The 16,691-nt window shown below is 54.8% G+C and carries 13 protein-coding genes and 4 tRNA genes; all 17 read right to left on the reverse strand.

The genetic code is table 11. The annotated features are described in order from the left end of the window. Positions 1-78: 78 nt before the first annotated feature. A complete protein-coding gene (rpsL, locus tag BK667_RS03685; RefSeq protein WP_002555494.1) occupies positions 79-450 on the reverse strand; it encodes a 30S ribosomal protein S12 in 372 nt (123 codons plus the stop codon). 216 nt (positions 451-666) lie between these two features. Next, positions 667-4,866 carry a DNA-directed RNA polymerase subunit beta' gene (gene rpoC, locus BK667_RS03690; RefSeq protein ID WP_123509957.1) on the reverse strand — a complete coding sequence of 1,400 codons (4,200 nt, stop codon included), beginning with the start codon at positions 4,864-4,866 and terminating at the stop codon, positions 667-669. A 64-nt stretch (positions 4,867-4,930) separates the two neighbouring features. Then, the gene (gene rpoB, locus BK667_RS03695; protein ID WP_123596816.1) at positions 4,931-9,004 is read right to left on the reverse strand and encodes a DNA-directed RNA polymerase subunit beta; all 4,074 of its coding nucleotides are present in this window, start codon (positions 9,002-9,004) and stop codon (positions 4,931-4,933) included. A 220-nt stretch (positions 9,005-9,224) separates the two neighbouring features. Further along, positions 9,225-9,590, reverse strand: coding sequence for a 50S ribosomal protein L7/L12 (gene rplL / locus BK667_RS03700; RefSeq protein ID WP_010467258.1), 366 nt, complete (start codon positions 9,588-9,590; stop codon positions 9,225-9,227). 80 nt (positions 9,591-9,670) lie between these two features. Beyond that, complete coding sequence (gene rplJ / locus BK667_RS03705) at positions 9,671-10,171, reverse strand: 50S ribosomal protein L10 (RefSeq protein WP_028621539.1); 501 nt, start codon at positions 10,169-10,171, stop codon at positions 9,671-9,673. Between the two features lie 198 nt (positions 10,172-10,369). Further along, positions 10,370-11,065 carry a 50S ribosomal protein L1 gene (gene rplA / locus BK667_RS03710; RefSeq protein ID WP_007896626.1) on the reverse strand — a complete coding sequence of 232 codons (696 nt, stop codon included), beginning with the start codon at positions 11,063-11,065 and terminating at the stop codon, positions 10,370-10,372. After that, positions 11,065-11,496, reverse strand: a complete 432-nt coding sequence (gene rplK / locus BK667_RS03715) for a 50S ribosomal protein L11 (protein WP_003228756.1) — start codon at positions 11,494-11,496, stop codon at positions 11,065-11,067. The genes rplA and rplK overlap by 1 nt, the downstream gene beginning before the upstream one ends. 117 nt (positions 11,497-11,613) lie before the next feature. After that, the gene (gene nusG / locus BK667_RS03720; RefSeq protein WP_007896622.1) at positions 11,614-12,147 is read right to left on the reverse strand and encodes a transcription termination/antitermination protein NusG; all 534 of its coding nucleotides are present in this window, start codon (positions 12,145-12,147) and stop codon (positions 11,614-11,616) included. Between the two features lie 9 nt (positions 12,148-12,156). After that, positions 12,157-12,525 carry a preprotein translocase subunit SecE gene (gene secE, locus BK667_RS03725; RefSeq protein ID WP_008145488.1) on the reverse strand — a complete coding sequence of 123 codons (369 nt, stop codon included), beginning with the start codon at positions 12,523-12,525 and terminating at the stop codon, positions 12,157-12,159. A gap of 45 nt (positions 12,526-12,570) precedes the next feature. Further along, positions 12,571-12,646, reverse strand: a tRNA-Trp gene (locus tag BK667_RS03730). Positions 12,647-12,699: 53 nt separating this feature from the next. Next, entirely contained in the window at positions 12,700-13,893 is a 1,194-nt protein-coding gene (tuf, locus tag BK667_RS03735) for an elongation factor Tu (protein WP_007896619.1), read from the reverse strand. Positions 13,894-13,977: 84 nt separating this feature from the next. Next, a tRNA-Thr gene (locus BK667_RS03740) sits at positions 13,978-14,053 on the reverse strand. Between the two features lie 26 nt (positions 14,054-14,079). Continuing rightward, a tRNA-Gly gene (locus BK667_RS03745) sits at positions 14,080-14,153 on the reverse strand. Positions 14,154-14,177: 24 nt separating this feature from the next. Beyond that, positions 14,178-14,262 (reverse strand) — tRNA-Tyr (locus BK667_RS03750). A 142-nt stretch (positions 14,263-14,404) separates the two neighbouring features. Further along, positions 14,405-14,845 carry a hypothetical protein gene (locus BK667_RS03755; protein ID WP_123509958.1) on the reverse strand — a complete coding sequence of 147 codons (441 nt, stop codon included), beginning with the start codon at positions 14,843-14,845 and terminating at the stop codon, positions 14,405-14,407. A 7-nt stretch (positions 14,846-14,852) separates the two neighbouring features. Beyond that, positions 14,853-15,602 carry a pantothenate kinase gene (locus tag BK667_RS03760; protein ID WP_123596817.1) on the reverse strand — a complete coding sequence of 250 codons (750 nt, stop codon included), beginning with the start codon at positions 15,600-15,602 and terminating at the stop codon, positions 14,853-14,855. Next, on the reverse strand, positions 15,592-16,551 hold the full coding sequence (gene birA, locus BK667_RS03765) for a bifunctional biotin--[acetyl-CoA-carboxylase] ligase/biotin operon repressor BirA (RefSeq protein ID WP_123596818.1): 960 nt from the start codon (positions 16,549-16,551) through the stop codon (positions 15,592-15,594). The genes BK667_RS03760 and birA overlap by 11 nt, the downstream gene beginning before the upstream one ends. Positions 16,552-16,691: the final 140 nt, after the last annotated feature.

The raw sequence follows: 16,691 nt of genomic DNA on the forward strand, positions 1-16,691 counted from the left end.
GTGCCCTTTCGGGACGCCTCCGACCTTACTCTTATCGACTCAGAAAAATAGAAAATCAGTTTTTACAAAAAGCCGCTACTACTTAGGCTTCTTGGTACCGTACTTCGAACGACCCTGGTTACGACCTTTAACGCCGGAAGTATCCAAAGAACCGCGTACGGTGTGATAACGAACACCTGGCAAGTCTTTTACACGACCGCCGCGGATCAGTACCACGCTGTGCTCTTGCAGGTTGTGGCCTTCACCGCCGATGTACGAGGAAACCTCGAAACCGTTGGTCAGGCGCACACGGCATACTTTACGCAGTGCCGAGTTAGGTTTTTTCGGCGTGGTGGTATACACACGGGTGCATACGCCACGACGTTGCGGGCAGTTCTGCAGCGCAGGTACGTCGGATTTCTCGACGATACGCTTACGCGGCTGACGTACCAGCTGGTTGATAGTTGCCATCTACTAGCTCCACTGTTGTCTTGCGACGCTATTGTCTTGCAAGAAAAGCAAAATGGCAGGAACGAATTCCCGCCAAATTTAGGGGTACAAGAGTCTAAAGAGGATCTTGTCCCCAGTCAAGGCAAGGCCCCAACCTCCCCGCTCATCCAACCTCGACAAATTGTCTCGATTCGATGAACGGAAAGACCGGGGCCTCACGCTTATTTACTGCAGAACTCAGTTACCGCTCGAGTTCAGTGCTTCGGTCAGTGCAGCTTCCACTTCACTGGCGCTTACGCGCAACGGCTTGTCAGCATCACGGCGGCGCTTACGCTCGCTGTGATAAGCCAGACCGGTACCCGCCGGGATCAGACGACCCACGACTACGTTTTCTTTCAGGCCGCGCAGGTAATCGCGCTTGCCGGTTACCGCCGCTTCGGTCAGTACGCGAGTGGTTTCCTGGAAGGAAGCCGCCGAGATGAACGATTCGGTGGACAACGACGCCTTGGTGATACCCAACAGCACGCGAGTGAACTTGGAAACGAATTTCTCGTCGCCAGCCAGACGCTCGTTCTCTACCAGAACGTGAGTCAACTCCATCTGGTCGCCCTTGATGAAAGTCGAGTCGCCGGATTCAGCGATTTCAACTTTACGCAGCATCTGACGCAGGATGGTCTCGATGTGCTTATCGTTGATCTTCACGCCTTGCAGACGATAAACGTCCTGGATCTCGTTCACGATGTACTTGGCCAGCGCACTCACACCCAGCAGACGCAGGATGTCGTGTGGATCGCTCGGGCCGTCGGAGATAACTTCGCCGCGGTTTACCTGTTCGCCTTCGAAGACGTTCAGGTGACGCCACTTCGGAATCAGCTCTTCGTACGGATCGGTACCGTCGTTCGGAGTGATAACCAGACGGCGCTTGCCTTTGGTCTCTTTACCGAACGCGATGGTGCCGCTGACTTCAGCCAGAATCGAGGCTTCTTTCGGACGACGGGCTTCGAACAAGTCGGCAACACGCGGCAGACCACCGGTGATGTCGCGGGTTTTCGAAGTTTCTTGCGGGATACGAGCGATAACATCACCGATCGCAACCTGCACACCATCCGCTACACCGACCAGGGCGTTAGCCGGCAGGAAGTACTGAGCCGGTACGTCGGTACCTGGCAGCAGCAGATCCTTGCCATCGACACCGACCATCTTAACGGCAGGACGGATGTCCTTACCGGCAGCTGGACGGTCTTTGGCGTCGAGTACTTCAATGTTGGTCATACCGGTCAATTCGTCAGTCTGACGCTTGATCGTGATGCCTTCTTCCATGCCCACGTAGGTCACGGTACCTTTCATTTCGGTAACGATTGGGTGAGTGTGCGGATCCCACTTGGCCACGATTGCGCCAGCGTCGACCTTGTCACCTTCTTTAACCGAAATCACAGCACCGTACGGCAGCTTGTAACGCTCGCGCTCACGACCGAAGTCATCAGCGATTGCCAGCTCACCGGAACGGGACACAGCAACCAGGCAACCATCCACTCGCTCAACGTGCTTCAGGTTATGCAGACGGACGGTACCGCCATTCTTCACCTGAACGCTGTCGGCTGCGGAAGTCCGGCTTGCCGCACCACCGATGTGGAACGTACGCATGGTCAGCTGGGTACCCGGCTCACCGATGGACTGGGCAGCGATAACGCCGACCGCTTCACCGATGTTCACCTGGTGACCACGAGCCAAGTCACGGCCGTAGCACTTGGCGCAAATGCCGTAGCGGGTTTCGCAGCTGATCGGCGAACGCACGATCACTTCGTCGATGCTGTTCAGCTCGATGAACTCGACCCACTTCTCGTCTACCAGCGTACCGGCAGGCACGATGATTTCTTCGGTACCTGGCTTGAACACGTCACGGGCGATAACTCGACCCAATACGCGCTCGCCCAATGGCTCAACAACGTCACCGCCTTCAATGTGCGGAGTCATTACCAGGCCATGCTCGGTGCCGCAATCGATCTCGGTCACAACCAGATCCTGCGCCACGTCTACCAGACGACGAGTCAGGTAACCGGAGTTCGCAGTTTTCAACGCGGTATCCGCCAAACCTTTACGAGCACCGTGAGTGGAGATGAAGTACTGAAGTACGCTCAAACCTTCACGGAAGTTCGCAGTAATCGGCGTTTCGATGATGGAACCGTCCGGCTTGGCCATCAGGCCACGCATACCGGCGAGCTGACGGATCTGCGCAGCAGAACCCCGTGCGCCCGAGTCGGCCATCATGTACATCGAGTTGAAGGACTCTTGGTCGACTTCGACGCCATGACGGTCGATGACTTTCTCTTTCGAGAGGTTGGCCATCATCGCCTTGGAAACTTCGTCGTTCGCCTTGGACCAAAGGTCGATCACTTTGTTGTACTTCTCCCCCTGGGTTACCAAGCCGGAGGCGTACTGACTTTCGATCTCTTTCACTTCATCAGTAGCAGCATTGATGATGCGGGCTTTTTCATCCGGGATAACGAAGTCGTTAACACCGATGGAAACGCCGGAAATGGTCGAATAGGCAAAACCGGTGTACATCAACTGGTCAGCGAAGATCACGGTCTCTTTCAAACCAACCACGCGGTAGCACTGGTTGATCAGCTTGGAGATCGCTTTTTTCTTCATCGGCTGGTTGACGACGTCGTACGACAGGCCAGGTGGAACAACCTGGAACAACAGCGCACGGCCGACAGTGGTGTCGACGATACGGGTGTTCTTGACGCTGCCACCATCACGATCGTTGACGGTTTCGTGGATCCGCACTTTGACTTTAGCGTGCAGTGCGGCTTCGCCGGCACGGAACACACGGTCAACTTCTTGCAGATCCGCGAACACACGACCTTCGCCTTTGGCGTTGATCGCTTCACGAGTCATGTAGTACAGACCCAATACAACGTCCTGCGACGGAACGATGATTGGCTCACCGTTGGCTGGCGACAGAATGTTGTTGGTCGACATCATCAACGCACGCGCTTCCAACTGGGCTTCCAGTGTCAGCGGTACGTGCACGGCCATTTGGTCGCCGTCGAAGTCGGCGTTGTACGCAGCACAGACCAGAGGGTGCAGCTGGATAGCCTTACCTTCGATCAGTACCGGTTCAAACGCCTGGATACCCAGACGGTGAAGGGTCGGTGCACGGTTGAGGAGAACCGGGTGTTCACGAATCACTTCAGCGAGAACGTCCCAAACCTCTGGCAGCTCGCGCTCAACCATTTTCTTGGCAGCTTTAATGGTGGTAGCGAGACCACGCATTTCCAGCTTGCCGAAAATGAACGGCTTGAACAGCTCGAGAGCCATTTTCTTCGGCAGACCGCACTGGTGCAGACGCAGAGTCGGGCCTACGGTAATTACCGAACGACCGGAGTAGTCAACACGCTTACCGAGCAAGTTCTGACGGAAACGACCTTGTTTACCCTTGATCATGTCAGCCAAGGATTTCAGAGGACGCTTGTTGGAACCGGTGATAGCGCGACCACGACGACCGTTGTCGAGCAGTGCATCGACGGCTTCCTGCAACATACGCTTTTCGTTGCGCACGATGATGTCCGGAGCGGACAGATCGAGCAGACGCTTCAAGCGGTTGTTACGGTTGATCACTCGACGATACAGATCGTTGAGGTCGGAAGTCGCGAAGCGACCGCCATCCAGCGGGACCAGTGGACGCAGATCTGGCGGCAGAACCGGCAGAACGGTCAGCACCATCCATTCTGGAAGGTTGCCGGAACCCTGGAAGGCTTCCATCAACTTCAGACGCTTGGACAGCTTCTTGATTTTGGTTTCGGAGTTGGTTTGCGGAATTTCTTCACGCAGGCGGCCAATCTCGTGTTCCAGGTCGATAGCGTGCAGCAGTTCACGGACAGCTTCGGCACCCATGCGGGCATCGAAATCGTCGCCGAACTCTTCCAGCGCTTCGAAGTACTGCTCGTCGTTCAGCAGCTGACCTTTTTCAAGGGTAGTCATGCCCGGGTCGATAACGACGTAGCTCTCGAAGTAGAGAACGCGTTCGATATCACGCAGGGTCATGTCCATCAGCAAACCGATACGCGACGGCAGCGATTTCAGGAACCAGATGTGGGCAACCGGCGAAGCCAGTTCGATGTGCGCCATGCGCTCACGACGAACTTTAGCCAGCGCGACTTCAACGCCGCACTTCTCGCAGATCACACCACGGTGCTTCAAGCGCTTGTACTTACCGCACAGGCACTCGTAATCCTTTACCGGGCCAAAGATCTTGGCGCAGAACAGGCCGTCACGCTCAGGTTTGAACGTACGGTAGTTGATGGTTTCCGGCTTTTTAACTTCACCGAACGACCACGAACGGATCATCTCAGGCGATGCCAATCCAATACGGATGGCGTCGAACTCTTCGACTTGACCCTGGTTTTTCAGCAAATTCAGTAGGTCTTTCAAGGCCTTTCCTCCTGGCGGAGCAGAGAGCGGGCAATCCTGCCCCGCTCTCGATTCGCGTCACGTGTTATTCGGTTTCCAGATCGATATCGATGCCGAGGGAACGAATTTCCTTGATCAACACGTTGAAAGACTCGGGCATGCCCGGCTCCATACGGTGATCGCCATCCACGATGTTTTTGTACATCTTGGTACGGCCGTTCACATCGTCCGACTTCACTGTGAGCATTTCTTGCAGAGTGTAAGCGGCACCGTATGCTTCCAGTGCCCAGACCTCCATCTCCCCGAAACGCTGACCACCGAACTGTGCCTTACCACCCAGCGGCTGCTGGGTAACCAGGCTGTACGAACCGGTAGAACGAGCGTGCATCTTGTCGTCTACCAAGTGGTTCAGCTTCAGCATGTACATGTAGCCAACAGTAACCGGGCGCTCGAACTTGTTGCCGGTACGGCCGTCGGTCAGCTGCATCTGGCCGCTTTCTGGCAGGTCTGCCAGTTTCAGCATGGCCTTGATTTCGCTTTCCTTGGCGCCGTCGAACACTGGAGTGGCCATTGGAACGCCGCCACGCAAGTTCTTCGCCAGATCCAGGATTTCCTGGTCGGAGAAGCTATCCAGATCTTCGTTACGACCGCCGATCTGGTTGTAGATCTCGTCGAGGAATTTACGAAGTTCAGCGACTTTGCGCTGTTCTTCGATCATCCGGTTGATCTTCTCGCCCAGACCTTTAGCCGCGAGGCCGAGGTGGGTTTCAAGGATCTGACCAACGTTCATACGCGAAGGTACGCCCAACGGGTTGAGGACGACGTCGACCGGGGTGCCATTGGCATCGTGCGGCATGTCTTCAACCGGCATGATCACGGAGACCACACCTTTGTTACCGTGACGACCGGCCATCTTGTCGCCCGGCTGGATGCGGCGACGGATTGCCAGGTAAACCTTGACGATTTTCAGCACGCCTGGAGCCAGGTCATCGCCCTGCTGCAGTTTGCGCTTCTTGTCTTCGAACTTGTCGTCCAGCAGACGGCGACGATCGACGATGTAGGCCTGAGCCTTCTCGAGCTGCTCGTTCAGAGCATCTTCAGTCATGCGCAGTTTGAACCACTGACCATGCTCAAGACCGTCGAGTACTTCGTCGGTGATGTCCTGACCTTTCTTCAGCCCGGCGCCGCCTTCGGCTTTGTGGCCGACCAGAGCGGAACGCAGACGTTCGAAAGTTGCGCCTTCAACGATACGGAACTCTTCGTTCAGGTCCTTGCGGATCTCGTCGAGTTGAGTCTTCTCGATCGACAGTGCACGAGCATCACGCTCAACGCCGTCGCGGGTGAAGACTTGTACGTCGATGACGGTACCCTTGGTGCCGGTAGGCACGCGCAGGGAGGTGTCTTTAACGTCGCTGGCTTTTTCACCGAAGATGGCACGCAACAGCTTCTCTTCCGGAGTCAGCTGGGTCTCGCCTTTCGGAGTGACCTTACCAACCAGGATGTCGCCTGCGCCAACTTCAGCACCTACGTAAACGATACCGGCTTCGTCCAGCTTGTTCAGTGCAGCTTCACCCACGTTCGGGATGTCTGCAGTGATTTCCTCTGGCCCAAGCTTGGTGTCACGTGCCACACAGGTCAGTTCCTGAATGTGGATCGTGGTGAAGCGATCTTCTTGAACAACTCGTTCCGACAGGCAGATGGAGTCTTCGAAGTTGTAACCGTTCCAGGCCATGAACGCGATGCGCATGTTCTGACCCAGCGCCAGCTCACCCATATCAGTGGACGGACCGTCGGCCATGATGTCGCTACGCTGAACCCGATCACCTTTACGCACCAGCGGACGCTGGTTGATGCAGGTGTTCTGGTTGGAGCGGGTGTATTTGGTCAGGTTGTAGATGTCGACACCAGCTTCACCGGTTTCAACTTCATCATCAGCAACACGAACCACGATACGGCTGGCATCAACGGAGTCGATCACGCCACCACGACGAGCCACGACGCAAACGCCGGAGTCACGAGCTACGTTACGCTCCATGCCGGTACCGACCAGCGGCTTGTCAGCGCGCAGGGTTGGTACAGCTTGACGCTGCATGTTCGAACCCATCAACGCACGGTTGGCGTCATCGTGCTCGAGGAACGGGATCAGCGACGCGGCAACCGAAACTACCTGCTTCGGCGAAACGTCCATCAAGGTGACGTCTTCCGGCGCCTTGACGGTGAACTCGTTCAAGTGACGAACAGCTACCAGCTCGTCGATCAGCATTTTCTTGTCGTTCATCGTGGCCGAAGCCTGAGCGATCACGTGATCAGCTTCTTCGATGGCGGACAGGAACACGATCTCGTCGGTGACCAGAGCGTCTTTCACCACACGGTACGGGCTTTCGAGGAAGCCGTACTGGTTGGTGCGCGCATAGGCCGCCAGGGAGTTGATCAGGCCGATGTTCGGACCTTCCGGCGTTTCAATCGGGCATACACGACCGTAGTGAGTCGGGTGTACGTCACGAACTTCAAAGCCAGCACGCTCACGAGTCAAACCGCCAGGGCCGAGTGCAGACACACGACGCTTGTGGGTGATTTCGGACAGCGGGTTGTTCTGGTCCATGAACTGGGAGAGCTGGCTGGAACCGAAGAACTCTTTCACCGCCGCAGCCACTGGCTTGGCGTTGATCAGGTCTTGCGGCATCAGGCCTTCGCTTTCAGCCATCGACAGACGCTCTTTGACCGCACGCTCAACACGTACCAGGCCAACGCGGAACTGGTTCTCGGCCATTTCGCCTACGCAGCGAACACGACGGTTACCCAGGTGGTCGATGTCATCGACGATGCCTTTACCGTTACGGATGTCGACCAGAGTCTTCAGAACCGCGACGATGTCTTCTTTGCACAACACGCCCGAACCTTCGATCTCGGTACGACCGATACGACGGTTGAACTTCATCCGGCCGACCGCAGACAGGTCATAGCGCTCAGGGCTGAAGAACAGGTTGTTGAACAGAGTCTCGGCAGCGTCTTTGGTTGGCGGCTCGCCTGGACGCATCATGCGATAGATCTCGACCAGCGCTTCCAATTGGTTGCTGGTGGAGTCGATCTTCAGCGTGTCGGAGACGAACGGACCGCAGTCGATATCGTTGGTGTACAGAGTTTCGATGCGAACAACCTGGGACTTGGCAATTTTTGCCAGGATCTCGGTGTTCAGCTCGGTGTTGCACTCTGCCAGGATTTCGCCGGTTGCCGGATGCACGATGACCTTGGCTGTGGTGCGACCCAGGACGTAGTCCAGAGGCACTTGCAGCTCTTTGATCCCTGCCTTTTCCAGCTGGTTGATGTGGCGAGCAGTAATGCGACGACCTTGCTCGACAATAACCTTGCCTTTGTCATCCAAGATATCCAGGACAGCAATTTCACCGCGCAGGCGATGAGGCACCAGTTCCAGGCTGAGGTTTTCACCTTGCACGTGGAAGACGTTGGTGGTGTAGAACGCGTCCAGCACTTCTTCAGTGGTATAGCCGAGCGCGCGCAGCAATACCGATGCAGGCAGCTTGCGACGACGGTCGATACGCACGAACACGCAGTCTTTCGGATCGAACTCGAAGTCCAACCACGAACCGCGGTAAGGAATGATGCGCGCGGAGTACAGCAGTTTACCGGAGCTGTGCGTCTTGCCACGGTCGTGGTCGAAGAACACGCCCGGGGAACGGTGCAGCTGGGAAACGATTACACGCTCGGTACCGTTGATTACGAAGGTACCGTTCTCAGTCATCAGGGGGATTTCACCCATGTAGACTTCTTGCTCTTTGATGTCCTTGATCGCTTTGTTCGACGACTCTTTGTCGAAAATGATCAGGCGCACTTTTACCCGCAAAGGTACGGCATAAGTTACACCGCGCAATACGCATTCTTTGACATCAAATGCCGGTTCGCCCAGGCGATAACCGACGTACTCCAGCGCAGCATTGCCGGAGTAGCTGATGATCGGGAAAACGGATTTGAAGGCCGCATGCAGGCCCACGTCGCGGAACTGATCTTTAGTCGCTCCCGCTTGCAAGAATTCACGATACGAATCCAGCTGGATGGCCAGGAGGTACGGCACATCCATGACGTCCGGCAACTTGCTAAAGTCCTTGCGGATACGTTTTTTCTCAGTATATGAGTAAGCCATCAGCGTTCCCCAGCTTGGTCACCTGCTTGTTTGGCCCCTCCCGACGGGAGCAGCCAGAAAATCGTGCAAACCCCATGGTTTGCGCCACCGCATCGGGTGGTTACAGCTCGTTATCAGCACCGACCCAGTCGGCTGCCAATAACGGAAAAAGGCCGGTGGCAAGAGCCACCAGCCATCAGCCTTTCGCTTAACGCTCGGGCTGGAGACGCAAAGTCGATGCTTACTTCAGCTCGACTTTAGCGCCTGCTTCTTCCAGAGTGGCTTTGGCTTTGTCAGCTGCGTCTTTCGATACAGCTTCCAGAACCATGCCAGGAGCGCCGTCAACTACAGCCTTGGCTTCTTTCAAGCCCAGACCGGTCAGTTCACGTACTGCCTTGATCACGTTAACTTTCTTCTCGCCAGCTTCCAGCAGCATGACGTTGAATTCAGTTTGTTCTTCAACAACAGCAGCGACAGCAGCTGGACCAGCGGAAGCAGCGGCAGCGGAAACGCCGAACTTCTCTTCCATGGCCTTGATCAGCTCAACGATTTCCAGAACGGATTTTTCGCCGATTGCTTCGATGATTTGGTCGTTAGTCAGAGACATGACTATAAATTCCTGTATTGGGGTGACAGCCTACGCGGCCATCGAAATAAACAATAAACGCTGAAAGGAGTCGCTCAGCCTTAGGCTGCGGCAGCTTCTTTCTGGTCGCGAAGGGCCGCCAGAGTACGAGCCAATTTGCTGGTTGCGCCTTGAATCACGCTCATCAGCTGAGAAATTGCTTCGTCACGGGTCGGCAGACTTGCCAGTACGTCGATCTGATTAGCTGCGAGGAACTTGCCCTCGAACGCAGCTGCCTTGATCTCGAACTTATCCTGACCTTTTGCGAACTCTTTGAAGATACGAGCAGCAGCGCCCGGATGTTCTTTGGAGAATGCAATCAAGGTCGGGCCAGTGAACACGTCGTTGAGCACGTCATATTGAGTGCCAGCAACGGCGCGCTTGAGCAGGGTGTTACGTACAACACGTACGTAAACGCCAGCTTCACGAGCCTCTTTACGGAGTCCGGTCATAGCGCTTACTGTCACGCCGCGGGCATCAGCCACAACAGCAGACAGGGCAACATTGGCAGCCTCGTTGACTTCAGCGACGATGGCCTTCTTGTCTTCGAGTTTAATTGCCACGGGTTTAACTCCTGCTTGTTACCGTTTCATCCAACCGGAGCCGGATGTCGTTTTGGTGTCTGATTCGGTAAGGAACCGGGAGCACCATCTGCGTAGGCTTGAGGTTTAAGACTTGCGTCGCCTACGGTCTTGGATAGCCCCCGCCAGGCAGGGACCCCAATCTTTCAATTGGCGCAATCGCTTGCGCCAACCTGTGTCTTACGCGTCGAGCGAGCCTTGGTCGATGACCAGACCTGGGCCCATGGTGGTGCTCAGGGTAACGCGCTTGACGTAAATGCCTTTCGAGGAAGCTGGCTTGATACGCTTCAGATCAGCGATCAGGGCTTCAACGTTTTCCTTCAGCTTGACGGCGTCGAAACCGACTTTGCCAACGGAAGTGTGGATGATGCCGTTCTTGTCGGTGCGATAACGAACCTGACCAGCCTTGGCGTTTTTAACCGCGGTAGCTACGTCTGGAGTTACGGTGCCGACTTTAGGGTTAGGCATCAGGCCGCGTGGACCGAGGATCTGACCCAACTGACCAACAACGCGCATTGCATCCGGGGATGCGATAACTACGTCATAGTTCAGGTCGCCGCCTTTCATTTCGGCAGCCAGATCGTCCATACCTACACGGTCAGCGCCGGCAGCCAGAGCGGCCTCAGCAGCTGGACCCTGGGTGAACACAGCAACGCGAACAGTCTTACCAGTGCCGTGCGGCAGCACAGTAGCGCTACGAACGACCTGGTCGGATTTACGCGGGTCAACACCCAGGTTTACAGCAACGTCAAACGACTCGCTGAACTTGACAGTCGACAGCTCAGCCAGCAGAGCGGCAGCGTCTACAAAGTTGTAGGACTTGCCTGCTTCGATTTTGCCGGCGATAGCCTTTTGACGCTTGGTCAACTTAGCCATTACACACCCTCCACGTTAAGGCCCATGCTACGAGCAGAACCGGCGATAGTACGCACGGCCGCGTCCATATCAGCTGCAGTCAGATCCGCGTTTTTGGTTTTCGCGATTTCTTCCAGCTGAGCACGGGTAACGGTGCCAACCTTAACGGTGTTCGGACGAGCCGAACCGCTAGTCAGGCCAGCAGCTTTCTTCAGCAGAACCGAAGCAGGTGTGGATTTGGTTTCGAAAGTGAAGCTACGGTCGCTGTAGACAGTGATGATCACTGGAGTCGGCAGACCTGCTTCAAGACCCTGAGTACGGGCGTTGAAAGCCTTGCAGAATTCCATGATGTTCACGCCGTGCTGACCCAGAGCAGGACCAACAGGTGGGCTTGGGTTAGCCTGAGCGGCCTTCACTTGCAGCTTGATGTAAGCGGTAATCTTCTTGGCCATGAGGCACTCCAATTACGGGTTCGAACGCCTCGAAAGGCTCCCCGGTTACTTGCGCGTTTATCCCAGTGACGACAAAACCCCACAGCCTAGGGCTGCGGGGTTGGGATGCTTGCCCAGCTAGACCTTTTCGACCTGGCTGAACTCTAGCTCTACCGGAGTAGAGCGACCGAAAATGAGCACCGCCACTTGGATCCGGCTCTTTTCGTAGTTAACTTCTTCAACCGTGCCGGTAAAATCAGCAAACGGCCCATCGTTGACGCGTACCGATTCGCCTGGCTCGAAGAGAGTCTTCGGTTTCGGCTTGTCGCTACCATCAGCAACGCGACGCAGAATCGCTTCTGCCTCTTTATCTGTGATTGGCGCAGGCTTATCAGCAGTACCGCCGATGAAACCCATCACCCGAGGAGTATCCTTGACCAAGTGCCAAGTACCCTCATTCATGTCCATCTGAACCAGCACATAACCTGGGAAGAACTTGCGCTCGCTTTTGCGTTTCTGGCCATTACGCATTTCAACCACTTCTTCAGTGGGAACCAGAATTTCGCCAAAGCCATCTTCCATGCCAGCCAGCTTTACGCGCTCTACCAACGAGCGCATGACATGCTTCTCGTAACCGGAGTAAGCATGCACAACGTACCAACGCTTAGCCACGGGACACCCTTAGCCGACAATCAAGGAAACAAGCCAGCCGAGGAGGGAATCAAGCCCCCACAACAGCAACGCCATAACCAGGACAACAGCCACAACAATCAACGTGGTCTGCGTGGTTTCTTGGCGAGTTGGCCATACGACTTTACGAATCTCGGTGCGAGCTTCCTTAACCAGTACAAAGAAAGACTTGCCCTTGACTGTCTGCAGGCCTACAAAGGCAGCTACAGCAGCAATGGCGAGCAAAGCTAGCACACGGTACAGGATCGGCGAAGCAGAGTAATACTGATTGCCAACAACGCCAACAACCACCAAAGCGACTACTACTAGCCACTTGAGCAGATCGAAGCGAGAGCCTTGAGCTTCAGCTTTAGGAGTCATCTATGAAGATCCTGTGAAAAGAAAGCCAGACACACCAAGTGAATCTGGCAGGTCAGGAGGGAATCGAACCCCCAACCTACGGTTTTGGAGACCGTCGCTCTGCCAATTGAGCTACTGACCTAAAACAAAATCAGGCCGACCATTATGCCGGCCCGAAAAAGACATTACAACAACTTACTCGATGACTTTAGCTACGACACCAGCGCCGACGGTACGACCGCCCTCACGGATAGCGAAACGAAGGCCATCTTCCATCGCGATGGTTTTGATCAGGGTAACGGTCATCTGAACGTTATCACCCGGCATCACCATTTCAACGCCTTCTGGCAATTCGCAGTTACCGGTCACATCCGTAGTACGGAAGTAAAACTGTGGACGGTAACCCTTGAAGAACGGCGTGTGACGACCACCCTCCTCCTTGCTCAGAACGTAAACCTCTGCAGTGAACTTGGTGTGCGGCTTGACGGTGCCCGGCTTGACCAGAACCTGGCCTCGCTCAACATCATCACGCTTGGTGCCACGCAGCAGCACACCACAGTTCTCGCCAGCACGACCTTCGTCGAGCAGCTTGCGGAACATCTCAACACCAGTGCAAGTAGTTTTGACAGTGTCACGCAGACCAACAATCTCAACTTCTTCCTGAATGCGGACAATGCCACGCTCAACACGACCAGTCACAACAGTACCGCGACCGGAAATCGAGAATACGTCCTCGATCGGCATCAGGAACGGCTTATCGATAGCACGCTCAGGCTGCGGAATATAGCTATCCAGAGTCTCAACCAACTTCTTGACGGCAGTCGTGCCCATCTCGTTGTCGTCTTGACCATTCAACGCCATCAGCGCCGAACCAATGATGATTGGAGTGTCATCACCCGGGAAATCGTAAGTGCTCAGCAGATCGCGCACTTCCATCTCTACCAATTCAAGCAGCTCCGCATCGTCAACCATGTCAGCCTTGTTCAGGAAGACAACGATGTAGGGAACGCCAACCTGGCGAGAGAGCAAGATGTGCTCACGGGTTTGCGGCATCGGGCCATCAGCGGCCGAGCAAACCAGGATTGCACCATCCATCTGAGCCGCACCGGTAATCATGTTTTTTACGTAGTCAGCGTGACCTGGACAGTCAACGTGTGCGTAGTGACGCACAGCCGAATCGTACTCAACATGAGCGGTGTTGATGGTGATACCACGAGCTTTTTCTTCTGGGGCGCTATCGATCTTGTCGAAGTCAACCTTTGCCGAACCGAAAACTTCGGAGCAGACACGGGTCAGGGCTGCGGTCAAAGTAGTTTTGCCATGGTCAACGTGACCAATGGTGCCCACGTTGACGTGCGGCTTATTACGTTCGAACTTTTCCTTAGCCATCGAAATAACCCCCAGCAGAAGAATTGAGCAAGTAACATCAGCCATTAAAACAAAGGCAGATATTTTCATATCTGCCTTGTTATATGGAGCTCTTGAGCGGATTTGAACCGCTGACCTCACCCTTACCAAGGGTGTGCTCTACCAACTGAGCTACAAGAGCGCAACACTTTGCAGGATCTGCAAACTTGGAGCGGGTAGCGGGAATCGAACCCGCATCATCAGCTTGGAAGGCTGAGGTTCTACCACTAAACTATACCCGCGGAGCTTGCAGCTCTCGCTAAAAATGGTGGAGGGGGAAGGATTCGAACCTTCGAAGTCGTAGACGTCAGATTTACAGTCTGATCCCTTTGGCCGCTCGGGAACCCCTCCTAAGCGAGCCGGCATTCTATATCATGCCAGCCTTCTGTCAAGCATTTTCTCATAAAAAACCTGAGGTTAGCTGCGTTGACACCGCTTCGCGTTGTTTACCGATAAAGGTGTTCACTGCGAAGCGGGCGCCATTCTATGCAAACTATTCCGCAGGTGCAACCCCCTCGCACAGCATTATTTTATGTTTTAACTCATTGAATTCTTTAGAAAGGTTTTGCAGCTTCGAGTCGTCCAGCAAACGCCGGCTTTCGGGCGCCACGCGAAGCCAGAATCCTCCAGGCTCCGGGGCATCCTTGGGCAATGCCTGAACCCTGACATCCATGCCACTCAATCGGCGCTCGATCGCCTGCGCAGTTTCCTGCCGAGCAAATCCACCCACGTAGAGACAATCAGCGTCCGCTTGGAGAGTTTTTCCCTTGTCGCGAGCAACATCAGCCGCCTCGCTCAACAAACGTATGTCCTGCTGAGAGCCACGATACAAGCTCAGAGGCGTCACATCCTTCGCACGAAGGGGCGCCTCTTGTTGATGCCAAACGTAATAAAAAACATTGAGGACGAGCAACAGCAAAAACAACCAACGCATATGAACCTCAAGGCAAAGGACACGCCATAGCCAAACCTACAAAAACCAGGTCAGGAACAACCCTGGCTTCAGGCACAACCCCACAAACCAGGTCCGCATCCCCACCAGTGTGGAATACAGTGAAATTCTCCCCCCAGTAGCTACGCGCCAACTGGAGCTGAGTAAGAACAAAACCTCGAAGCATCAAGGAACATCCCCTCTCAACCGCCTCGACAGTTGTCCGACCAGGAACAAGACTTTCCAGAGCACGTTCAGCCGCAAGATCGCCATAACGGATTCGCCGAGTGTGGGTACGCAACTGGTTGCGCATCAACGGCATGCCTGGACAGATGAATCCTCCCAGATGCTCTCCGTCGCCCGCTATGAAGTCAGCAGTGACCGCCGTACCGAAATCCAATACAAGGCAAGCCCCCGAAGCCAGACAAAACCCTCCGAGCATCGCAAGCCAGCGATCGAGGCCGAGTTTTTCATAATCTTCGTAACCATTACGCACTCCGGACACTTCACGCGCAGGTGCCGCGCATACCACAGACACCCCAAATGCATCATTCAGAAGGGAGATAAGAGCGCTGGTTTCTTCGCCAGTTCTGACACTTACCAGACGACAGTGCTTCAGCACTAAATCACTGAGCCGATTCAAACTCTCCAGCAGCGCAAGATCCGAATCGACTACACCTTCTGCGACCACCAGCCGGACGTCCGCACCGAGTACACGCCACTTGATAAAGCTGTTTCCGCAGTCGAGCTCAAGAATCATCACGCAACCTCAAACTGAGCTCACCACCACTAAAGATTTTTTCCACACCACCCACCTTCAAGCGCAAGGCACCCTGACTATCGATACCCATTACAACGCCATCTATCTGGTTAACACCGGCAATCAACGACACTGCCCGCCCCTGCCATAGATGGTTTTGCTCCCACTCAGCATGAATAGCGGCAAAGCCATCGACCTGATGACGATTCAAGTAAGCCTGGAGTACCAGTCCTAGCTCCGCCACCAGCTGATTCCGATCAAAAACCCGGCCGGACTCAAGCCGCATTGATGTCCACTGCTGATCAACCTCATCAGCCAACTGCATGTTTACATTGATTCCCACACCCAACACTACATGACACACATCTGCAGGATCACCCACCAGTTCGAGCAGTATGCCGGCGATTTTTTTTTGCCCAACAAGAAGATCGTTAGGCCATTTCAACCCCACACCAGGAACACCTTGTTTTCGCAAAGCATGCATTACGGCGAGCCCAACAACCAGGCTCAAGCCTTCCAGCTGTCGCATTCCACCTTCAATGCGCAGCACCAGACTGTAATATAGATTTTCCGCGAATGGACTTACCCACTTACGACCTCGCCTTCCGCGACCTGCGGTCTGCCGTTCCGCGAGCACCAAAAAAGGTGCAGCCTGCCCACTCTCAATGGCACGCAGAGCTTCCGCATTAGTAGAGTCAATAGAATCGAAGACCTGAATAGGCCAACCGCAAGCGGACGATTTGGTGCCTATTTCAACAGGATCGAGCAGCGTCAATGGGGCGGCCAATTGATACCCACGCCCGCGCACCTTATGGATTGATAAACCCAACTCAGCCTCTAGATGCTGGAGTTGCTTCCATACGGCACTACGACTAACACCCAGAGCGATGCCCAGGGCCTGACCGGAATGGAATCGGCCATCCTTAAGAAGCTTTAACAACGTCAGCATGCAAGTCTCGCCTCACAATGAGGCCCGAATAATAGCCATGCCTCGAGCCGCTGCATAGAAACCCTATTGGTCGGGTTTTTCTTCGGGTAAAACAAAACCCCTACCTGCATACGCAGATAGGGGTTTCGGAATTTAATCTT

Source organism: Pseudomonas frederiksbergensis, from assembly GCF_003732705.1.
GTDB classification, from domain to species: domain Bacteria; phylum Pseudomonadota; class Gammaproteobacteria; order Pseudomonadales; family Pseudomonadaceae; genus Aquipseudomonas; species Aquipseudomonas frederiksbergensis_F.